General features: G+C 72.7%; 15 protein-coding genes and 1 pseudogene. 12 read left to right on the plus strand and 4 right to left on the minus strand.

Annotated features, from left to right (window positions below):
* Window positions 1-74 precede the first annotated feature (74 nt).
* From ACZ4TG_RS02050 to ACZ4TG_RS02095, 10 genes are all read left to right on the plus strand, one after another.
* The gene (locus ACZ4TG_RS02050; RefSeq protein ID WP_468159376.1) at window positions 75-1,331 is read left to right on the plus strand and encodes a hydroxymethylcytosylglucuronate/cytosylglucuronate synthase; all 1,257 of its coding nucleotides are present in this window, start codon (window positions 75-77) and stop codon (window positions 1,329-1,331) included.
* Between the two features lie 105 nt (window positions 1,332-1,436).
* Window positions 1,437-2,426 (plus strand): cytosylglucuronate decarboxylase, encoded by a 990-nt coding sequence (gene blsE / locus ACZ4TG_RS02055; RefSeq protein ID WP_468159377.1) that lies wholly within the window; start codon window positions 1,437-1,439, stop codon window positions 2,424-2,426.
* Window positions 2,414-3,349 carry a CGA synthase-related protein gene (gene blsF, locus ACZ4TG_RS02060; protein WP_468159378.1) on the plus strand — a complete coding sequence of 312 codons (936 nt, stop codon included), beginning with the start codon at window positions 2,414-2,416 and terminating at the stop codon, window positions 3,347-3,349. Before blsE ends, blsF begins: the two co-directional genes overlap by 13 nt.
* Window positions 3,350-3,480: 131 nt before the next feature.
* Complete coding sequence (blsG, locus tag ACZ4TG_RS02065) at window positions 3,481-4,647, plus strand: arginine 2,3-aminomutase (protein ID WP_468159379.1); 1,167 nt, start codon at window positions 3,481-3,483, stop codon at window positions 4,645-4,647.
* Window positions 4,644-5,825, plus strand: a complete 1,182-nt coding sequence (locus ACZ4TG_RS02070; protein ID WP_468159380.1) for a DegT/DnrJ/EryC1/StrS family aminotransferase — start codon at window positions 4,644-4,646, stop codon at window positions 5,823-5,825. Before blsG ends, ACZ4TG_RS02070 begins: the two co-directional genes overlap by 4 nt.
* A gap of 5 nt (window positions 5,826-5,830) precedes the next feature.
* Window positions 5,831-7,078 (plus strand): ATP-grasp domain-containing protein, encoded by a 1,248-nt coding sequence (locus tag ACZ4TG_RS02075; RefSeq protein WP_468159772.1) that lies wholly within the window; start codon window positions 5,831-5,833, stop codon window positions 7,076-7,078.
* Window positions 7,079-7,160: 82 nt separating this feature from the next.
* Window positions 7,161-8,387, plus strand: a complete 1,227-nt coding sequence (locus tag ACZ4TG_RS02080) for an MFS transporter (protein WP_468159381.1) — start codon at window positions 7,161-7,163, stop codon at window positions 8,385-8,387.
* 138 nt (window positions 8,388-8,525) lie between these two features.
* The gene (locus ACZ4TG_RS02085; RefSeq protein WP_468159382.1) at window positions 8,526-10,409 is read left to right on the plus strand and encodes a hypothetical protein; all 1,884 of its coding nucleotides are present in this window, start codon (window positions 8,526-8,528) and stop codon (window positions 10,407-10,409) included.
* A 53-nt stretch (window positions 10,410-10,462) separates the two neighbouring features.
* Window positions 10,463-11,113: a class I SAM-dependent methyltransferase gene (locus ACZ4TG_RS02090; RefSeq protein ID WP_468159383.1), complete on the plus strand. Its 651-nt coding sequence runs from the start codon at window positions 10,463-10,465 to the stop codon at window positions 11,111-11,113.
* 86 nt (window positions 11,114-11,199) lie between these two features.
* Window positions 11,200-11,727: a nucleoside 2-deoxyribosyltransferase gene (locus ACZ4TG_RS02095; RefSeq protein ID WP_468159384.1), complete on the plus strand. Its 528-nt coding sequence runs from the start codon at window positions 11,200-11,202 to the stop codon at window positions 11,725-11,727.
* A 103-nt stretch (window positions 11,728-11,830) separates the two neighbouring features.
* On the opposite strand, the gene ACZ4TG_RS02100 is transcribed toward ACZ4TG_RS02095, so the two are convergent.
* The 3 genes from ACZ4TG_RS02100 to ACZ4TG_RS02110 all read right to left on the minus strand — a co-directional run bounded on the left by ACZ4TG_RS02100 (window position 11,831) and on the right by ACZ4TG_RS02110 (window position 15,773).
* Window positions 11,831-12,514: a hypothetical protein gene (locus ACZ4TG_RS02100; protein ID WP_468159385.1), complete on the minus strand. Its 684-nt coding sequence runs from the start codon at window positions 12,512-12,514 to the stop codon at window positions 11,831-11,833.
* Between the two features lie 127 nt (window positions 12,515-12,641).
* On the minus strand, window positions 12,642-14,141 hold the full coding sequence (locus ACZ4TG_RS02105) for a DHA2 family efflux MFS transporter permease subunit (protein WP_468159386.1): 1,500 nt from the start codon (window positions 14,139-14,141) through the stop codon (window positions 12,642-12,644).
* A gap of 282 nt (window positions 14,142-14,423) precedes the next feature.
* On the minus strand, window positions 14,424-15,773 hold the full coding sequence (locus ACZ4TG_RS02110; protein WP_468159387.1) for a DUF5685 family protein: 1,350 nt from the start codon (window positions 15,771-15,773) through the stop codon (window positions 14,424-14,426).
* A 356-nt stretch (window positions 15,774-16,129) separates the two neighbouring features.
* Here ACZ4TG_RS02110 and ACZ4TG_RS02115 point away from each other — a divergent pair, with 356 nt between their 5' ends.
* Window positions 16,130-17,533 carry an MFS transporter gene (locus ACZ4TG_RS02115; RefSeq protein WP_468159773.1) on the plus strand — a complete coding sequence of 468 codons (1,404 nt, stop codon included), beginning with the start codon at window positions 16,130-16,132 and terminating at the stop codon, window positions 17,531-17,533.
* A gap of 98 nt (window positions 17,534-17,631) precedes the next feature.
* Window positions 17,632-19,668, plus strand: a complete 2,037-nt coding sequence (locus ACZ4TG_RS02120; protein ID WP_468159388.1) for a helix-turn-helix domain-containing protein — start codon at window positions 17,632-17,634, stop codon at window positions 19,666-19,668.
* Here ACZ4TG_RS02120 and ACZ4TG_RS02125 read toward each other — a convergent pair.
* Window positions 19,583-20,767 (minus strand): annotated as a pseudogene (locus ACZ4TG_RS02125) (UvrD-helicase domain-containing protein); the annotation flags it as partial. The gene ACZ4TG_RS02120 and the pseudogene ACZ4TG_RS02125 sit on opposite strands and share 86 nt — an antisense overlap.
* Window positions 20,768-20,886 lie beyond the last annotated feature (119 nt).

Genomic DNA, 20,886 nt, shown 5'->3' on the forward strand with positions numbered 1-20,886 from the left:
CGGATGCGTGCGCGGTGTAATTCGTCCTTCGTTCCAGGCGTGCCACCCCTCCATGGAAATGCGAGAGTCAGCCGATGCCGTCCATTGCCGCCACGCACTCCGAGGCCCCTGCCGCGCGGTGGGAGCCCGTCACCGTCGCACTCGTGGGGGCGGAATTCGGATGGGGAAGCTCGGGAAAGCTGAGCGCGGTGCTCTCCGCGCTGCGGGACCGGTCGACACCTCCCCTGCGGTTCGTCGGATTGGCGTCGGGACTGGGCCGGCCCCTGCTCGCCGAGCACGCGGTGGACGGCTGGTACGACCTGCCGGACGATCCCGGCCGGCTGGCCCCCGCGGTCCGGGAGTTCGTGCGGTCACAGGGAGTGCGGGCCGCCGTGGTCGTCCTGGACGGCGCGGCCGCGACGGCGCTGCTGGCCATCGGCGTGCCCACCGTTTTCGTCGACAGCCTGCCCTTCCTCTGGTCCGAGGGCGACCGGGCCGCGCTGCCGCTGGACGCGACGGTGTACTGCGCCCAGAAGAGCGTCGAGCTGCCGCCCGAGTGCCGGGCCGTCCTGGCCGACGCCCGGGGGCTGCGCTGGGTCGAGGCCGTCATCGCCCGACCCCCCGCCTCGGAGCCGGAACTGGGCGCCCGGCGGGGGGCGGGCCGTCGCCCGTACCGCAAGGCGCTGGTCAGCCTGGGCGGTCTGCGGGCGCCGAGTCTCGTCGATCCGGAGCACTACCCGCGCCTGGTCGTGCCGGCCGTCCTGGAGGCCCTCGCCGCCTACGGGATCGAGGAGGTCCACATCGCCGGCAACCTGCCCGGCGACCTGGCGGGCCGCCTCGTCGACTCGTCCGTCGCCCCGCCGCGAACGACCGCCGGCCCGCTCGGGCACAGCGCCTTCCTGGAACGGTTGGACGCCTGTGACGTCCTGCTCACCTCGCCCGGTCTGACCACGCTGCTCGAAGCGGGCGGGCTGAACGTCCCCACCGTCTGCCTGCCCCCGCAGAACCTCAGCCAGATCTTCAACGGCCGCTACCACAGCCAAGCGCTCGGGAGCCGGCTGCGGGTGCTCTGGCCCAAGGACGTGCTCGTCGAGGACGAGGCGCTCGCGCTCCGTTCGGAAGGCGAGGACCACGCTCTGGAGCGGATCTACGGCGCGATCGGGGAGGCCGCCCGGGGCGATGACCGGCAGGACGTCAGCCGCGCCCTGCGCGACGGCGTTCTGGACGCGCTGCGCCGCTCGGCCGAGGTCGACGAGTGGGACGCGCTCACCACCGCGGTGGGCACCGATGGCGCGGCCCAGGTGGCCGACGCGCTGCTCGAAGTCCTGGGCGCGGCCGGTCCGTTCTCCTGACCGCCCCAGCCGCGCGTTCCGGTCGACCCGGTAACCGCCGGCGCCGCTGCACCCGCACCGTTCCGTCCCACCCGTCCCGTGAGTCGCCTGGAAGGTCTCCACCCCGTGCGTACACGCGATCGCTACCTCTTCATCAGGATCCTCGAAGCCTGCAACGCCGACTGCTTCATGTGCGAGTTCGCCCTCTCCCGCGACACGTTCCGCTTCTCCCGGGAGGACTTCGACGACCTGCTGCCCAAGGCCCGGGACGCCGGCGTGGGCTACGTCCGGTTCACCGGGGGCGAACCGCTGATGCACCCCGAAGTGGTGGAGCTGGTGCGTGCGGGCACGGCCGGCGGGATGAAGATGTCCCTCATCACCAACGGCTCTCTGCTGCCCCGGATGGCCGCCCCCCTGGCCGCGGCCGGCCTGGCCCAGGTGATCGTCAGCCTGGACGGAGCCTCGGGCGCCACCCACGACGTCTACCGGCGTTCCCCCGGCATGTTCGACAGCGGGCTGCGGGGCCTGCGGGACGCGGCCGCGCTCGGGGTCCTCCCGAGGGTCAACACCGTGGTGGGCCCGCACAATTACACCGAGATGCCACGGCTCCAGGAGGTCCTGACGGAGGCGGGGGTGCGCCAGTGGGAGCTGTCGGCGCTCAAGCTCGACCGCACGATCACCTACCCCGACACCGACCACGTCCGCAGCGTCTGCGATCCGATCTACGATGCCGACCCGGCCGCCCTGCTGGTCCCGATGGGCAAGCGGTTCTACGGGGACACGCCGCAGGAACAGGAGCGGTACTTCACCGGGTCCGTCACGCCGCGCGCCGCCGAACCGCTCTGCCACGTCGCCGACGACGTCATCTACGTGGACGGCAAGTACGGGCGGATGTACGCGTGCAGCTGCATCCCCCACCGGGAGGGCGACGACGGGCCCGGTGGCGCACCCCTGCGGGAGCGGGGGGTGATCCGGCTGGACACCCCGGTGTTCCGGGCGCACGCCGACTACTTCCGCGAACGCGGCCCCGAGGTGTGCAGCGGGTGCTCCACCACCGCCGCCGGATACAGCGACGACGTGGCCCGGCTCGGGGCGGTGGGACCATGGCACTACTGAACCCGACCGGGACGGCTCGGGCCGCACCGGACCGCAGTGCCGCGCCCGGCCCGCGGGTGCTGCTGAGCGCCCGCGAGGACCGGCTGGACTCGACCCTCGCCCTCGGCCGGGTGGCCGCCCACCTCGGCGACCTCCGCCGGACCGGCTGGTCCGAGCTCGAACCTCCACCGGTCGCCGCGCTGGTCTGCGACGACGTGGCCGCCACCGAGCGGCTCCTGGCGCTGGGCGTACCGGTGGTGCACCTGCGATCAGGGCTTGCGGGCGCGCCCGCCGACGAAGCGCCGCCGGAGCGTGCGCTCGTACGGGTGCACCGGCCGGGGTGGCTGCCGCCGCCGGCGCACCCGGCCCGTGGCGCACGGCCCACCGGAGTCCTCGCGCCGCGGCGCACCGGCAGGAGCCGCACCCGCTCGGGCACGCTCCTTCTGCTGTCCCTGTGGCAGGTCCCCGAAGCCGAAGCGGATCCCTTCGTGTCCGGAGCGCTGCGGGAGCTGGTCGCCGCCGCGCTGCACCACACCGGGAGCTGTACCGTCGTCGCCGACACCGGGCTCGCACCCGTACGGTCGGCCCTGGCGGAACATCCGGGCCTGCGGGTGCTCCGCGCCGCCGAGGCCGACCCGGACGCGCTGCACGCCGACGCCGCCGTGTTCCTCGCCTCGCCGGTGCTCGGGGCGCTCGCCCTCGCACAGGCGCGTCGGGCACCCCTGGCACTACTGCCCCCGTTGGGGCCCGCCCAGCGGGACCTCGCCGGACAGGTCGACGAGGTCCTGCCGCTGCCGTCGGCCGACGACCCCGACGACCCGGGTCTGTGGGCGCCCGCGGCGGCAGCCGGGCCGTGGCACCTGCTCGACCCGGCTCTGGACGACCTGCGCGGCGCGCAGCGGGTCGCCCGTACCCTCCGCCAACTCGCGCTCGCACCCCTCTGAGTCCCGCCCCGAGCCCGCCCACCGCGGGCCCGAGCCGCCCCGCCCGTTCACGCCTCCTCGTCAGCCCGCCGGTCCGGCCCCGCCCGTTCCGGCCACCTCACCCACGTCGTCCGCGTCGTGCTGGAGCCGCCATGTCCGACACCCTCCGCGAACCCGTACCCGCCACCCGCCCCGAACTGATCCGCCCCAGGGTCCCGGAATCCGACTGGGACGACTGGCGCTGGCACATGCGCCGACGCATCACCAACGTCGAGAAGGCCAGGCAGTGGATCAACCTCAGCGCCGACGAGGAGGAGGCCATCGGCGGGGTGGCGGGCAAGTACCGCTGGAGCGTCACCCCCTACTACGCCTCCCTGATGGACCCGGACGACCCCGCCTGTCCGGTCCGCCTGCAGGCGGTGCCTGCGCTCGGCGAGCTGATGGAGTTCCCCGGGGCCGAGGTCGACCCGGTCGGGGACACCTACTACCGCAAGACCAACCGGGTCGTGCACAAGTACCCGGACCGCGTGATCATGCTGATCACCGAGGCCTGCCCCGTCTACTGCCGCCACTGCACGCGCAAGTTCCACACGACCGACGTCGACGGCACCTACTTCCGTGACGACGAGGGCGGCTCCTTCGACGAGGACCTGCGCTACATCGCCGACCACCCCGAGATCCGGGACGTCCTGCTGACCGGCGGCGACCCGCTCTCCTACCAGGACGGCAAGCTGGAGGAGATCGTCGCCGGGCTGCGGGCGATCCCCAGCGTGGAGATCATCAGGATCGGCAGCAGGTTCCCCGTGCTGCTGCCGCAGCGGATCACCGAAGACCTCTGCTCGATGCTCTCCCGCTACCACCCGGTCTGGCTGAACACCCATTTCAACCACCCGAAGGAGATCACACCGGAGGCCGCGGCGGCCGTGGACCGCCTGTTGCGGCACGGCATCCCGGTCGGGAACCAGACCGTGCTGCTGCGCGGGATCAACGACGACGTCGCCACCATGCGCACCCTGATGACCGAGCTGCTGCGGATCCGGGTCCGGCCGTACTACCTCTACCACTGCGACAACGTCACCGGCGTCTCGCACTTCATGACGACGGTGGAGAAGGGCTGGGAGATCATGGACGGTCTCCAAGGCCACATCACCGGGTTCGGCGTCCCCCAGTACGTGCTGACGACCAGGATCGGCAAGATCCCGATCGCGCGGCCCTCCTTCACCCCCACCCCCGACGGCCTGCTGCTGCGCAACTACCGAGGCCAGGAAATGGTCGTCGGCGGTGACGCGCAGCCGATCACGGAGTCCGACACACCATGAGCACACTCGACAAGCGGCTCGGGCAGCGCTTCCTGCCCTACGGAGCGAACTACCTCGACTGGTCCGACATGTCGGAGCTGCGCAAGGTGATCGAGCACCAGGTCCTGTTCCGGTACCAGACCGAGACCGAGAGCATGGCCTCGCTCCTGGAGCGGACCGTGGCCGAACGCCTCGGTGCGGGCCACGCCCTGGCCGTGCACAACTGCACGGAGGCATTGAGGCTGGCGCTGATCTCCACCCGCCCGGCCATCGGCGACCTGGTCCACATCCCGGCGGTGACGTTCGTCGCGGTGGCCGGAGCGGTGCTGTCGTGCGGTCTGATCCCGGTGCTGGTGGACGCCGACGACTCGCTCTCCATGGACCCGACGCTGCTGCCGCCGGACGCGCAGCGGGTGATCACGGCCCATATGGAGGGCACCGTGGCACCGCTGCCGGCGGACGTGCCGTACCTGGTCGAGGACTGCGCGCAGTCCCTCGGCGCGCGTTTCCCCGACGGCCGGTACGTCGGGACGGCGGGCTACGCCGGGACGTTCAGCTTCCACCACAACAAGGTCCTCACCTCGGGCGAGGGCGGGCTCGTCGTCACCAACACCGACGACGCCTGGGCGACCATGCGCCGCTACCACGACCACGGCTCGGCGCGGGTGCCCGGCCACTACCCGACCTGGAACGAGGACGCCCACTTCGGGGAGAACTTCGTCACCAGCGAGCAGGTCGCGGCCGTCCAGTGCCAGCAGTTCCGCCACCTCGACGAGCTGCTCGCCGGACTGGAGCGGATGTACGCGATCGCCATGACCGAACTGCCCGACCGGCCCGACCTGGAGGTCCGGCCCCGGGCCGCCGGCGACGTGAAGGTCAGCCTGCGGTTCCGGTGCGAGAGCAAGGAGCTGCGGGACGCCGCGGTGGGCGCGCTCACCGCCGCCGGCATCGCCAACTGGACGCTCGGGAAGTACCTGCTGCCCGAGCATCCGGTGCTCACCGGCCGTCGTTCGCTCTACCGCGACGGCTTTCCGTGGAACCACGCCCCGGACCAGCCCCTCGCCCTCAGCCGTGACGGCTTCGCCCGGACCAGGGACCTGCTGGACCGCACCCTGTGCGTGCCGCTCTCCCCGGAACTTCCGGAAGAGGAACAGGCGCTGGCGGCCAAGGCCGTCCGCCAGGTGCTGGAGGCGGTGTGAGCGGTATGGGCGGTACGAGCGGCGCCGAGGTGCTCTTGATGGTGGACGACCGGCCGTCGTCCTTCACCCGCTACGCGGCGCGGGAGGCGGCGGGCCGGCTGGTCCTGCTGCGGTTCGCCGAAACCCGGCCCGACCTGCCGGAGGACTACCTGCTGGAGACGGCGCACCTGCCCGCCTTCTGGGTGCGCGAGGACGCCCCGGTGGCCGAGGAGGCCCGGCGGTACCGGGAGTGGGCGGCCGGGCTGCCGGTACCGCCGACCAGGTTCTGCAACCCCTCGGAACCCCGGCAGGCCGCGGCCCAGCGGTTCGCGGAGCTCGCCGGCCTGCCGCACCTGACCGAGGGGCAGGTGGCCCTGGTCCGGGACAAGGCCGCCATGAAGGCGTGCTTCCGGGAACTGGGCCTGCGTACGGCGGAGTTCGCGCGCGTGCGGTCGGGCGCCGAGGTCGAGCGGTTCGCCGGCCGGCACGGCTGGCCGGTGGTGCTCAAGCCGGTGGATTCGTTCGCCTGCGTGGACACCCACCGGCTCGACGGGCCGGGCGACCTCGCCGGGATCGACCTCGCGGCCCGGGACTGGATGGTGGAGGCGTACCTGGCGGGCACCGAGTGGGAGGTCTGCGCGATCATCCTGGGCGGCGAGGTCCTCGACGCGTGGCCGAGTGCCATGCCCTGCCGTCCGCTCGACATCGTCGACGGCGCGATGAACGCCAACATCAGCGTGGGCACCGGCGAGGGTCCGCCGGTCGACGTGCGGGCGCTCGTCCAGCGCATCGTCACGGGGATGGGCATCGACCACGGTTACGCCCACATGGAGTTCTTCCTGATCGACGGCGAGGTGTACGCCGGTGAGATCGGCGTGCGGCTCGCGGGCTGCGAGATCCCCGCCAACCACGGCCACGCGTACGGCTTCGACGTGTTCGGCGCCACCCTGGCCGTCTACCTCGGCCGCCGCCCGGAGCTCGATTACCGGGAGCGCCGCTGCGCCGGTGACCTGCTGCTGCCGCTGCCCGGCACCGGGCTGGTCCGGCGGATCACCTCCAGGGACGAGCTCCTGGGGATGCCCGGAGTCATCGACGCGGTGCTCAAGGTCCGCGCCGGTGACACGGTGACGGCCCGCCGGGCATCGCACAACGCCTCGGGGTACGTCCATGTCGTCGGAGCCTCGGTCGGGGAGGTGGAGAGCCGCATGCGCGAGGTGCTCGCCGGTTTCACGATCGAGGTGGCAGCGCGGGAGGCCCACGTCGTCCCCACCTGATCGCAGCCCCAAGCCATCCGCCCGAACAGCGGCCCGGCACCCGACCCGGCCCGCCCCGCGGCCATCGAACGGAGACCGACACGTGACCAGCGGCCTGCCCCGTCGCTTCCTCGACCTGCTCACGCGTCCCCGGGTGGCCGGGGCGGCCTGGTGGAGCGTCGTCTCCAGGCTGCCGGTCTACCTGATGTCGCTGGCCCTCGTCCTGACCGTCCGGGAACAGGGCGGCAGTTACGCCAAGGCCGGGCTGGTCGCCGCGCTGTACACGCTCGGCATGGCCTTGGGCAGCCCGCTGATCGCCCGCCGCCTCGACCGCAGCGGGCGCTCGGCGGTGTTGACCGCGACCGCCGTCGCCTACCCGGCGGCGCTCGCCGTCCTCGTGTGGGCGACCCGCCCGGGCGGGTGGGCGCAGCCGGTGGCCGCGGTCGTCGCGGGGGTGGTGCTGCCGCCCGCGAACGCCTGCATGCGCTCGCTCTGGGCGCGGCTGCCGCTCCGGGAGGAGGAACGCGAGACGGCCTACCTCTGGGAGGCGCTGCTCACCGAGGTCCTGGTGATCGGGGCGCCGCTGATGCTGGCGGCGCTGATGCTGGCCGGGTCGGCGGGCCTGGCTCTGACGGTGATCGCGGCGATCGGCGGCCTGGGCACGCTCGGGCTCGCCTACACCCGGCTGCCGGCCGGCACCGAGGGCGCGCCGACGGCGCCGAAGGGGCCGCGCCACCCACTGGGCCCGCTGCGGGAGCCGGCCCTGCTGGCGCTGACCGGCATCATGGCCGTCTCCGCGGTGCCCATCGGGCTGCTGACCCTGGCGATCCCGGCATTCGTCGACCGGCACGGGGCTCCGGGCGGCGCGGGCGTGGTGTACGCCTGCTGGGGTGTCGGCAGCGCGCTGGGTGCCGTCTGGCTCGGCCGGTCCCAGTCCGAGGTGGCGCCCCAGGTGCGCTTGCCCCGGCTGCTGTTGGCCTACGCCGTAGGCACCGGGCTGACGCTGCTCGCGGGCTCGCAGGTGGGCCTGGCCGGGGCGCTCGCGCTGGGCAGCGTACCCATCGCCCTGGTGTCCGCCACCGAGATGAGCCTGGTGAGCGGTATCGCCGACGGACGGTCCATGGCGGAGGCGTTCACCTGGGCGTCGCTGGCCACCGTTCTGGGCGACGCGCTGGGCCAACAGGCCGGCGGGCTGCTGATGGACCCGTTCGGGCCCCGGACGGTGTTCGCGGTGGCGACCGGAACCGCCCTGGCCGCCGCCGGTCTGGCCTTCGCCTGCCGGGGGTTGCTGAGCCGGCGGGCGGCGCCGACGGTGAAGTGCGCGGCATGACGGCCGTTCCCGCCACCCGAGGCCCCCCACGCCGGTCCGTTCGCGCGTACCCAGGCGCGAGCCGCTCCCTTTCCTTCCCTTTTCCCCGCCCGCCCCCTTCCCTCGCGCCCCGGCGCGGGCATCACGAGGTGGTCCACCATGAACGCCGCGCTCACCGAGCAGCGAATCGACCGGCCGTCCGGGCCGGCCCCCCTGTTCCGTCCGGTCGCCCGACGGGAGTTGGCTCCGGCCGTCCGGGAGTTCCTGGACTCCCACCGGCTCCTGCCCGTGCCGGTCCCGACCGAGGACCGCGCCGATCTGGCGCGGAGCGTCGAGCTCGCCGGCCGGCTGTACGGCGGCCTGCGGCAGCCGCACCCGCTGGACGTCGGCATCGTCCTCGGCGCGGCGCAGCTGCCCGAAGGGCTCGCGGAGCTGGCCCGTCCGCTCGCCCGGACGTGGGTGGGCGAGGAAGAACTGGCGGACGTCGCGGCGTTCCGGACCCGGCACGGCGGTTCGCTGCTGCTCGTCGGCTGCTACGACCGGCTCACCCTCGACCCCGTCCGGGCCCTGCTGATGGCGACCTACCGCGGGCCGCGGCACGGGCTGACGCTGCTGAGCGGCCGCGACGGCGCCTCGGTCTGCTGGAACATCGCCAAGCAGTACGCGGAACCGGCCCTCGACGTCGACGCGCTGGGTCTCTTCACCGACACCGACCGGCCGCCCCGGCTGCCCGGCGTCCAGGTCTTCGACGACCGGGACTTCGAGCGTGCCGACATCCAGGCGGAGATCCTGGGCACCCGGTGGCGGCGGGTGGGCTTCCAGGGGCACGGCAAGGACGACAGCGTCAACCTCGGCGAGTTCACCATCTGCGGTCTGAACGCCTCGGCCCCGGCCACGCCCGGACTGCTCGGCCCGCGCTGCGCGTACGGGCTGCCCTGCTACAAGCCGGAGGACAAGCTGGTCCCCCTCAACCGGGTCGAGGCCGTGGAGCTGGTGCTCAGCGCGTGCAACAGCGGTCCGCTCGCGGACCTCGCGCTGTACGACCCGAAGTACCAGCTGTTGCTGAACGCGCTCGACGGCCCGGCCCGCACGGTGGTCTCGGCCGTGTCGGTGCACGACTCCGACCGGCCGGAGAACGTCGCATGGATGCACGGCGCCCTCATCGGCGCGGACTCGGTCGACACCCTCAACGCCAGCCTGGCCGGCTCACACCCCTACCCGGCGTTCATGCGCTTCGGACTGCCGGGGGCACCGGAGGACACTCCGGCGCCGCCCGCTCCGACGGACCACCGCCCCGACCCGCTGCTGCTGACCGTGGGCGGCCGGCTCACCGCCTACCTCGCCTCGGACCTGCTGCCGCACAACCACCCGCTGCGGCCCCGGCTGACCAAACTGGCCCGGAAGGTCGATCTCTGGGTGGCCAGGCCCACCCATCTCGCCGACCAGTCGCCCGAGCAGATCGAGGCCTCGCTCACGGCGGACCTGCAGTCCCTCGACCACGTGATCACCGAGCAGGTCGCCGCCGATCCCGAGACCGAGCTGATGAACTACCCGGCGCACTTCGGCGACCGCAGCAGCCTGGACCCGGAGGTCCGGGAGGTCACCTGCCACTGCGGCCGCCCCGCGCAGGAGTTCACCCGGCGGGGCCTGCTCCCGCACGTCCTGGACACCACGTGCGCCGTCTGCATGCGGTGCGGCGATGTCACCTTCCGGATCCCGGACGCCCCCACCCTGCTCGCCCACGCGGCGGACGAGGTCGTACAGGGCGGGGTGCTGGAGGTACGCGCCACGGTCACCGCGGCCCGTACCGGACCGGTCCGGCTGGGCCTGTTCGTCCCGACCTACCTGCGCGAGGACACGACCGTGGAGCCGGCCACCACCAGGCTCCGGCTCGCCGGTGGGCGGGCCGAGGACGTCGCGTTCCGTGTGCGGTTCGCCCCCGAAACCGCCCCGCAGGCCTACTACTTCACGGTGTTCGCCGTGCAGGACCTCGCCGTCTCCACGGCCAGGCGCCACTTCGGAGTCGTTCCCCGCACCACCTGACCGCCCTCAGTGCCGGACCCCCGCCCACACCACACCCCCGTAGGGAGCAGACCATGGAAAACCAGAACGTCGCGGAGCGGGACACCTCGCCCCAGCACAAGCCGACGATCGAACTGATCGAGCAGAACGGCCAGGTGACCCTCAGCATCGGCGGTGAGCAGGCCATGCAGGCCTGGGAGCGGGACCTGATGTGGGCCTCCGCCGACATGCTGTGCGAGTACGGCCAGGACTTCTACGAGGTCGGGCTGGGACTCGGCCTGTCCGCGCTGCGCATCGCCGGCAACCCGGCGACCCGCAGCCACACGGTGCTGGAACTCTTCGACGAGGTCGAGGACCTGTTCCGGGCCCGGCACCCCCAGGTACCCGACAACCTCACGGTCGAGCGCGGCGACTTCTTCGAGCGGATCTTCGAACTGCCGTCGGAGAGCATCGACGGGATGTTCTTCGACCCGGCCCTCGACATGGACGTCTGGACGGACGCCGAGCTGTGGGCCAGGGCCATGCCGGAGGTGGTCCGGGTGCTGCGCCCCGGCGGCGTCTTCATCCCCTTCTTCAGCACCAAGCCGGAGCTGCGCTGGCAGTACCTTCCGCACTTCCGCCGCATCCGGGTCGAGCGGCACCCCTTCGTCGCCTACGACACCACCGAGTACACGCACGGCGGCACCACCGGCGACGCCTTCATCCAGTGCTTCCTCAAGGACTGACCCTGCCCGCCCCTCAGCCACGCCCGACCGCGCGCCGGTCGGCCGCACCCGACACCGCGCACCAGCGCCACTCCGGAGGTACTCCCATGGCCATTACGCCGCCCCTCGACTCCCCTGGCTCCCGCCCCGACCTGGGCATCCGCTCGGTCTTCCTCGCCGGCCCGTTCATCCAGCTCCTGGACCCCGAGACCGGAGAGATGCCGGCCGAGGCGCGGGCCCCGTTCGACGTCCTGATCAAGCACTTCGAGGCACAGGGGCTCTCCGTGCACAACGCCCACCGCCGTGAGGCGTGGGGGGCGGAACTGATGCGGCCGGAGCAGTGCACCAAGCTCGACCAGGACGAGATCCGCAAGGCCGACGTCTTCGTGGCCCTGCCGGGCCACCCGGCCTCCCCGGGCACCCACATCGAGATCGGGTGGGCCAGCGCCTTCGGCAAGCCGATCGTCCTGTTGCTGGAGCGCGACCAGGAGTACACCTTCCTGGTCCAGGGCCTGCACACGGTCGCATCGGTGGAGTACGTGGTCCACACGGACCTCGCCACCTGCCTGCCCGCCGTCGACCGGGCGGTGGACCTGGCGGTCCTGCAGCAGCGGGAGGGCAACGGCAGCCGGTGACCGCCCGCTGCCCGGGATCGGGATCGGGCTCCGGCCGAGGCCGGAGCCCGACGAGGCACACACCCCGCCCCCGCCACGTCGTGGCCCGACGGCGGGCCGCCCGCTAGTTCTGCTGGGCGGGCCCGAAGGCGGGTGGCCTCTGGTCGTCCCCGGCAAGGCCGATGTCCCCGTTCTTCCACTCCGGGTCGTAGGCGCAGGGCGTGCCGGCGCCGCCGGTGAAGTACTCCCGGTCCGGGTACCAGGTGAAGGACATCCGCTCGTCGCCGTCGGCCCGCTGGACGAACAACTCCCAGTCCCTGCCCTGCTCGCCCTCGTCGTAGGACGTGACCTTCCAGCCGTTGTCCTTGAGGAACTGGCGCAGGCGGCGGAGGCCGGGGACCGCCTGGCTCGCGGGCACGTGGTCCAGTGCCCAGGTGTGTCTCATCGAGTAGGCGCCGTCGACGGTCCTGTCCTCCAGCCCCAGCAGGCCGCCGTCGTAGCAGTAGCTGGAGCCGAACGTGTTCTCCGTGCTGACGCCGATGTCCTCGACTCCGGGTTCTATGGTGCGCTTGAACCCCAGGACCTCGTAGGCCTGCTGGGAACGCCGGAGGGCGCGGTTCGCCATCTCCTCGGGTGCGACGCGTGGGAAGTCCGTCGACCCCGATGAGCCCCATGCGAGCGTGGCGACCAGGACGAGTACGCCGACGAGCGCCGCGCCGCCGCATCCCAGGGCGCCGAGGAGGCAGGAGGAGGTCCTGGACTGGCTCCGGTCAGGGGTGGCGGCATTCGGCACGGTCTCGTCGGGCATACGAGGACGCTATGCGAGCGGGATGCGCGGCGCATGGGTGCGGCTACCGGTCTCGGAGTGAGTACGCGTACTCACATGACCTGCGCCCCCGTTCGTCGCGGCGAGCACCGGGCCGGTCACCAGGGCGTCAGGTGGGTGTGTGGGCGGTTTTGTTCGTCGTGGTGCCGTCTTCGTCCTGGGCCTCCGGCGCAGCGGGCTGCTGCGGAGCGGGCGGGGTGCGGATCAGCAACGCGACCAGCACGGCCAGCGCGCCGATCACGGCGCCGATCCCGAATCCCCACCGGATGCCCGTGGCGAGGGCTCCGGTGGTGTCGGCGCCCTCGGCTGCTGCCGTGGCGGCGTGTCCCGACATGACACTGATGACCAGGGCGGTGCCGGCGGCGGCCGCGACCTGTTGGAGCGAGCCCAGGATGGCGGAGCCGTGGGGGTAGAGGTGCGGCGGCAGTACGGACAGGCCGGAGGTGAAGACGGGGGTGAAGACGAACGCCATGCCCGCGCTCAGGGCCACGTGAAGGGCGAGCACCAGCCACGGCGAGGTCTGTTCGCCCGTGAGGGCGAACAGCGCGAGGCAAAGCGCGGTGAGTACGGCTCCGGGTACGACCAGGCGTGGTGCGCCGAGCCGGTCGTAGAGCTTGCCGACCTGTGGTCCGAGCACGCCCATGGTCAGGCCGCCGGGGATGAGGAGCAGCCCGGTCTGCAGTGAGGTCAGGCCGCACACCTCTTGCAGGTAGATCGGCAGCAGGATGAACGCACCCATGAGGGCCATGAAGGACAGGCACATCAGGCCGAGTGCGACGGAGAAGTGGCGAAACGTCAGGGCGCGCAGGTCCAGCAGCGGTGCGGACGAGCGCTGCAGTGCCAGCTGTCGCCATACGAACAGTCCTACGAGCACGGCGCCGACCAGGGTGGTGGCCTCCGGGGGCACGGGGGCCTGGGCCGCGTTCTCGGCACCGAGCCCGCTCAGGCCGTAGACCAGGGCGCCGAAGCCCGCTGCCGCCAGGGGGACGGACATCCAGTCGATGGGGGTGGCCTGCGGCTCTCCGATGTTGACCAGTTTGCGCCGACCGAATATGGCCATGGCTCCGGCGATGGGAAGCACGGCCAGGAACAGCAGGCGCCATGACCCCAGCTGCAGCAGCACACCGGAGACGGCGGGGCCGAGGGCGGGTGCGACGGAGATGACGAGGGTGATGTTGCCCATGACACGGCCGCGCTCGTGCGGGGGCACGAGGGTCATCAGCGTCGTCATGAGCAGCGGCATCATGACGGCGGTGCCGCTGGCCTGGATGACGCGCGCGGCCAGCAGTACGGGGAAGGCGGGCGCGGCCGCGGCCAGAGCCGTGCCGGCGAGGAACAGTGCCATGGCGAGGCCGAAGGCGGTTCGGGTCGTCACGCGCTGGAGGAACCACCCCGTCACCGGGATGACGACGGCCATGGTGAGCATGAAGGCCGTGGACAGCCACCCTGCGGCGGCTGCGGTGACCTCGAAATCACGCATGAGCCGCGGGATCGCGTTGACCATGATCGTCTCGTTGAGGAGGACGACGAACGTGGACAGCACGAGAATCCGCAGCACGGCGGTGACGCGGGCGGGCGAGGGGGTGGGGGTTTCGTGTGGTGCGGGCATGGCGCCTTCCGTCATGTGAGTGTCCTCCGCGCGTGGCGGTCACACTGACAGACTGCGGCGCCGGGAAGAACTCATCGGTCTTCCCCGATCCTGTCGGTGCCGCCGCCCGAGCTCAAGCCATTTTCCCGACCCCGGACGGCCAGGACATGGCCTCTGGAGCAGGCCGGCGCCGAGCTCCAGGACGACCGGCAGCCAAGTGACGTACGCCGTCGTCGACGCACAGCGAAGAGAAGTTCGGCGCCCGGTCCCCCGCCGGGCGGGGGAACCGGGCTCATCCGTCGCTCAGTCGCAGCAGTCGCAGCAGCACTTGCACGGATTGCAGCAGCCACCGCCACCGCCGCAGCCGTCACCCGAGCCGCCGCCGGAACCACCGGACCCACCGGACCCGTGACCGCCGCCCGACCCGCCGAAGGAGCCACCCCCCGAGTGGCCGCCGCCCTGGCCGCCGAACCAGCCGTCGCTTCCGGAACCGTCCCTGCCGGACCCGTCCCGGCTCGAGCCGCCGTTGCGGTTGCCGTCGCCGAACTGCAAGGGCTCTCCGTCATCCTCGCCGGCGTCGTCGTTGCAGCGGCAGCATGTGGAGCACAACCTGCAATCGCCGCACAAACGGCGCCACTCGCGACACCGCCGGCACTGTCCCTCCGACGGCCGGCCCGACGCCATCACCCCACCCTCCGGGGCCGCGCCCGCAAGCTCCCCCACGCCGCAGGCCGTGCCCGTGCCCGTGCCGGTCCCCGCGGGCGTTTCCGCCTCCGCGCGGCGTCCCAGCCAGGGCAGCATGCGCGGGCCCCGCGCCTGGCGGGGGTGCTGATGGTGACGGTGCCGAGGGTCGAAGACCCGATCGACGGCACGCTCCAGCTCGACGCCCAGGAGCGCCTGCACCAACCGTCCGTCCACGAACTCGGCATCGGACAGGGCGAGCCGTATTCCACGGACGGCGTCGTCGCAGAGCCGGCGCACCTCGGCGCGGTCCGCGCCGGTCACGGCGATCGGGTTCCACGCGCCGGACGCCGCGTCCGCGTCCAGGTCCTCCACCGCGTCCAGCAGGTGCGCCAGCCGACCGAACAGACGGCCGGCTTCCGCCAGCGGTTCGGCGTTGCCCGGGCGGTCCGTGAGCACTGCGGTGTACGCGAAGGCGGCTGCGGTCGCCGTCTCCGCGGGCTCCGTGACCGTCAGCAGCGAGCCGCCGGGGCCGGTCGACCGCTCGACGTCCGGCTGGCGCTCGACCGCCCCGAGCAGCAGCGCGGTGTCGAAGCCGAGTCGTTCGCCGCCCGCGACGCCCGCACGGTCCCAGTTGTCGGCGATCCGGCGTGCCGCCAGCGCCACCGGGCGGCGCGCCACCAGGCCGTCGCCATCTGCCACATGGTCACGCATCTTCGCCGCGGCCAGCACCAGCGACACCGTCGCCGCCAGCCGCGCACCCTCACCCTGCGCCACGTCCGCCGACCGCATCCCGCGCAGCGGGCACGGACCGGCGCCCCGCCGCCAGTCCCCGGTACGCTCCGACTGCGCTTCGGTCAGCACCGAGACGATCAGGCCGTCGTAGTTGGTGGCCACCCGCGCGAACTGCCCGTACTCGCTGCGCAGAGCCAGGCACAGCCCGCACAGATGCGCCATCCACTCGGTACGCAAGCCCTCGCCCAGGCGATGACGGCATGGCCTGATGATTCCGAACACCGAAGTTCTCCCCCATAGGAACAGCTACCCGGACGCATCCGGTCGGACGGCTCACCGGCGCACGACTGCGCAGGAGGCACGACCCGGCGTGACGTCAACCGCATGTGACATCAACGCGCGGGCGCCATCCTAGATGGTCCCTTCCGAGGGGTGTGTCCGGGGCTGTGAAGCACGCCACCCTCGCGCGTGTGGCGGCGGGGCACACAGGAGGGTGCCTGAATGTGAGGGGCCACCACATATGCCGCCGACCTGGGGACTTCTACGTTGTGGCGACACCGACCGTCCCCGCAGACCCCCTGGAAGTGGTGTTCATGGCCTCCCCCGAGACCGCTCCCCCGACCGCCGGATCCATCAGGAAAGTCGTCGCCGCCAGCCTCATCGGGACCACCATCGAGTGGTACGACTTCTTCCTGTACGGCAGCGCCGCCGCCCTGGTCTTCAACAAGCTGTTCTTCCCCACCACCGACCCGCTGACCGGCACGCTGATCGCGTTCATCACGTACGCCATCGGCTTCCTCGCCCGCCCGCTGGGCGGGGTCGTCTTCGGGCACTTCGGTGACAAGGTCGGCCGCAAGAAGCTGCTCGTACTCAGCCTGCTGCTGATGGGCGGTGCCACCTTCGCGATGGGGCTGTTGCCCACGTACGCCGGCATCGGGGCCGGGGCGCCCGTCCTGCTGACGGTGCTGCGACTGGTGCAGGGCTTCGCGCTGGGGGGTGAGTGGGGCGGGGCCGTGCTGATCGTCTCCGAGCACGGCGGCGACGAGCACCGCGGGTTCTGGGCGTCCTGGCCGCAGTCCGGTGCGCCGGGCGGGAATCTGCTCGCGACCGGGGTGCTGGCGCTGTTGGCCTCCGTGCAGTCCGAAGCCGATTTCCTCGCCTGGGGCTGGCGCATCCCGTTCCTGCTCTCCGGGGTGCTGGTGATCGCCGGTCTGTGGATCCGGATTTCGGTGGCCGAGTCCCCGGTCTTCCTCGCCGCGCAGGCCAAGGCGGCGGCGGAGGCGGCGGGCGGCGGCGGGGCCAAGGAGAAGGCGCCCGTGGTCGAGGTGTTCCGCAGGAGCTGGCGCGAGGTGCTCACCGCGATCGGCACCCGGTTCGGCGAGAACATCTCGTACTACATCCTGACCTCCTTCCTCCTCGTCTACGTCACCACGCACCTCGGGCTGTCCAAGAGCACCGCGCTCAACGCGGTGCTGATCGGCTCCGCGATCCACTTCGTCACCATTCCGGCCTGGGGCGCCCTTTCGGACCGCATCGGCCGTCGACCGGTGACCTTGATCGGCTCGGTGGGCATGGCGCTGTGGGCGTTCGGCTTCTTCGCCCTCGTCGACTCGGGGTCGTTCGCCGTGATCACGCTGGCGGTGACCATCGGTCTGCTGCTGCACGGCGCCATGTACGGGCCTCAGGCCGCCTTCATCTCCGAGATGTTCGACACCAGGGTCCGTTACTCCGGCGCCTCCATGGGCTCCCAGCTCGCGTCCATCGTCGCGGGGGCGCTGGCTCCGATCATCGCCGTCGAGCTCCTGAAGGACTACGACTCCTCGGTCCCGGTCTCCGTGTACCTGTGCGCGGCCGCCGTCGTCACCACCCTCACCGTGGCCGCCGCCAAGGAGACCCGCGGCCGGAACCTGGCGGTGGCGGTGCGCGGTCCGGCGATCGGGCAGCAGCGCGCCCCCGCACGCGCCGCCCGCGCCGGCCGGCCCTCGGACTCGGTCTGAGCCCGACGGGCCGTCGGGCGGAAGGGCGGCCCGGGCCGAAGGGCGGCGGGCAGGCAGTCAGGGACAGGGGCTCGGATCCGGGCCGGAGGACTGCCAGCATGGGCCTCGTGAACGAAGCAACCAGCCCTCCCCCGGACAACCCCGCGGCAGCAGCGCTGCGCGAACTGCTGGACCTGCTGGCCGAGGGTGCGCCGGCCGAGCGCTTCACCGGGGCCGCCGCCCGGGCCCGCGGCGGCGGTGCCTCCGCCGCGGACGTGGCCCTCGTGGAGGAGGCCGCCCAGGTCGCGCTGGGCATCCGGCGGACCCTCGGCCAGCACCGGCGCCGCGAGGCGGAGCTGACGGCGCTGTTCGACACCGCCGGTGACCTCGCGGCGCTGCGCGATCCGGACTCCGTACTGCGGGCCATCGTCCGGCGCGCCCGTACCCTCCTGGGCACCGACGTCGCGTACCTCACCCTGAACGACCCGGCCGCCGGGGACACCTTCATGCGGGTCACCGACGGCTCGGTCTCGGCGGCGTTCCAGCAGCTGCGGCTGGGGATGGGCGAGGGGCTGGGCGGGCTCGTGGCCCAGACCGCCCGGCCGTACGCGAGCAGCGACTACCGGGCCGACAGCCGCTTCAAGCACACCCGGGCCATCGACCGCGGAGTCGGGGAGGAGGGACTGCGCGGAATCCTGGGGGTGCCGCTGCGGGTCGGGACGCGGGTGATCGGGGTGCTGTACGCCGCCGACCGCACGGTCCGCGCCTTCGCCCCGGACGCGGTGGCGCTGCTCTCCTCCCTCGCCGACCATGCGGCCGTGGCCATCGACAGCGCCCGGCTGCTGGAGGAGACCCGCGCCGCCCTCGTCGAGCTGAACGAGGCCAACGAGACGGTACGCGCCCACAGCGAGGCGGTGCGCCTGGCCGCCGAGACCCACGACCGGCTCACCGAACTGGTCCTGCGCGGCGGCGACATCGAGGATCTCGCCCGTGAGGTGGCCACCCTGCTGGGGGGCGGCATCGTCGTCCACGACGTCGACGGCACCGAACTCGCGCGGGTCGCCGCCGATCCGATCGACCCGCCGGTACGCGGCGCGGCGGATTCCCGCTCCGGCGGGCGGGCCGTCGCGGTGGACGGGATCTGGGTCTGGGCGGTCCTGGCGGGACCCGAACTCCTCGGCAGCATCGCCCTCACCGGCCGGCCCGGTCTCACCGGGTCCGACCGGCGCGTGTTCGAGCGGGCCGGCCTGGTCACCGCCCTCCTGCTGCTGCTCCGGCGCTCGATAGCCGAGGCCGAGGACCGGGTGCGCGGAGAGCTGCTCGGCGACCTCCTGACGCCGGGGGGCGCCGACCGGGTCCGCGATGCGGGGAGCCGGAGCATACGGGCCCGCCGGCTCGGCCTCGACCTGAACCGGCCGCACTCGGTCCTGGTGCTGCACTGCGACACCGCCGTACGCGGCCGGCTGGCAGCGGAGGCGGCCCGCCGGGCCCGCTCCCTGGAGGGGCTGTCCGGCGTGCACGAGGGCCGCGTGGTCCTCGTGGCCCCGGCCGAACATCCGGGTGCGGTCGCGCAGTCGCTGGCGGCGGAGCTGGGCCGCGCCCTGGGCACCGCGGTCACGGTGGGTGCGGCGGGCCCGGCCGGGCGGCCGTCCGGGCTGCCGGCCGCCCATGCCGAGGCGCTGCGGTGCGTGGAGGCCCTGCACACCCTGGGGCGGGCCGGGCAGGGGGCCGGTCTGCCCGACCTGGGGTTCCTCGGGGTGCTGCTCGGTGACCGGGCCGACGTGAGCGGGTACGTCGAGCGGGTGCTGGGGCCGGTCATCGCGTACGACGAACGGCGGGGCACCGAGCTGGTCAGCACCCTGGACGCCTACTACGCCCACGGCGGCAGCCTCTCGAAGGCCAAGGACGCCCTGCACGTCCACGTGAACACGGTCGTGCAGCGGCTGGAACGGATCCGCCGGCTCCTCGGGGACGACTGGAACGCCCCCGCTCCCGCCCTGGAGATCCAACTGGCGCTGCGGCTGCACCGGCTGGCCGACCGGCCGCCCACCGCCGGCCGCGTCACCAACCTCCCCGGACAACACAGTCGTCCGGGCCCAGCAGGTTGGGGCCGCCGTACGGATCCGCGCCGAGGCGGTCCGCGAGCTGCTCGGTGAGCGCGTCGATCACGCGGAACGCGAAGTACGGGCGCGCCAGGTTGTGCGGCAGGCCGGTGGTCCGCGCCCGGTCCCGGGCCTCGTACGCCATGGTCCGGTCGAGCAGCAGCGTCCCGTAGTCGTCGTGGTCGATCTCCAGGGCGGGCTCGGGGACGACGTCGCTGTCCTCGCCCGCGCCCGCGGGCACGGTCTCCGGCAGTGCCTGCCGGTCGCTCACGACGCGTGCGAGGACGTCGGCCATCTCCGCGCGGCCCTTGACGGCCGCGGCGCCCGGGCGGTCGGTGCCGGTCGCGTGGATGCCGGGGAAGAGTTCGCCCAGGGTGGCGAGCAGGACGCCGGTCTCGCCGAGGGCCGGAAGCACCTCGCCGATGTAGCCGAGGAAGGCCGGGTTCGGGCCGACGATGAGCACACCGCGCTTGGCGAGCAGCTCGCGGTGCGCGTACAGCAGGTAGGCCGCCCGGTGGAGGGCGACCGCGGTCTTCCCGGTGCCCGGGCCGCCCTCCACCACGAGGACCCCGCGGTGGGGCGAGCGGATGATGCGGTCCTGCTCGGCCTGGATGGTCCGCACGATGTCGTGCATCCGGCCCGTCCGGGCGGCGTCGAGCGCGGCGAGCAGCACGGCGTCGGCGTCGGCCCCCTCGTGGCCGGTGCGCTCGGTGTCGGAGAGGTCGAGGATCTCGTCGTGCAGGGCGGTGACCTCCCGGCCGCGGGTGGTCAGGTGACGGCGTCGGCGCAGCCCCATCGGGAAGTGTCCGGTCGCGAGGTAGAAGGGGCGCGCGACCTCGGCGCGCCAGTCGAGCACGAGCGGGGTGCGCTCGGCGTCGTCCTGCCTGATTCCGATACGGCCGATGTGGTGGTCGCGGCCGTCGGAGAACTCGAGGCGGCCGAAACACAGACCGTTCTCCCCCGAGTTCAGTGCGGAAAGCAGACCGGACTGTTCGGCCACGAGCACATCCCGCTCCAGCCGCGCCTGGAACCCGCTCCCGGCATCGGCCAGTGCCCCTTGTACGGCACGTTCGGCCTGGTCACGCAGATCATCGAGGCGCGCGTAGAGCCCGTTGATGAATTGCTGCTCGATCCGGAATTCCTCGGTTGACAATTCCACTCCCGACGCGATACAGTGGCCTCATAAAACTTCCTCACGTCTTCGTGCGCTCGACGTGAAACAACAAATATACGCAGATGAATACCCCGGCCGCCAATTGGGCCCGGGGTATT

It is taken from the genome of Streptomyces sp. NPDC028314 (assembly GCF_055565795.1).

Bases quoted from the DNA above. Each gene is read 5' to 3' on its own strand.
- ACZ4TG_RS02050 (WP_468159376.1), top strand. From the start codon at position 75: ATGCCGTCCATTGCCGCCACGCACTCCGAGGCCCCTGCCGCGCGGTGG.
- blsF (WP_468159378.1), top strand. From the start codon at position 2,414: ATGGCACTACTGAACCCGACCGGGACGGCTCGGGCCGCACCGGACCGC.
- blsG (WP_468159379.1), top strand. From the start codon at position 3,481: ATGTCCGACACCCTCCGCGAACCCGTACCCGCCACCCGCCCCGAACTG.
- ACZ4TG_RS02070 (WP_468159380.1), top strand. From the start codon at position 4,644: ATGAGCACACTCGACAAGCGGCTCGGGCAGCGCTTCCTGCCCTACGGA.
- ACZ4TG_RS02075 (WP_468159772.1), top strand. From the start codon at position 5,831: ATGGGCGGTACGAGCGGCGCCGAGGTGCTCTTGATGGTGGACGACCGG.
- ACZ4TG_RS02085 (WP_468159382.1), top strand. From the start codon at position 8,526: ATGAACGCCGCGCTCACCGAGCAGCGAATCGACCGGCCGTCCGGGCCG.
- ACZ4TG_RS02090 (WP_468159383.1), top strand. From the start codon at position 10,463: ATGGAAAACCAGAACGTCGCGGAGCGGGACACCTCGCCCCAGCACAAG.
- ACZ4TG_RS02095 (WP_468159384.1), top strand. From the start codon at position 11,200: ATGGCCATTACGCCGCCCCTCGACTCCCCTGGCTCCCGCCCCGACCTG.
- ACZ4TG_RS02100 (WP_468159385.1), bottom strand. From the start codon at position 12,514: ATGCCCGACGAGACCGTGCCGAATGCCGCCACCCCTGACCGGAGCCAG.
- ACZ4TG_RS02105 (WP_468159386.1), bottom strand. From the start codon at position 14,141: ATGCCCGCACCACACGAAACCCCCACCCCCTCGCCCGCCCGCGTCACC.
- ACZ4TG_RS02115 (WP_468159773.1), top strand. From the start codon at position 16,130: ATGGCCTCCCCCGAGACCGCTCCCCCGACCGCCGGATCCATCAGGAAA.
- ACZ4TG_RS02120 (WP_468159388.1), top strand. From the start codon at position 17,632: ATGGGCCTCGTGAACGAAGCAACCAGCCCTCCCCCGGACAACCCCGCG.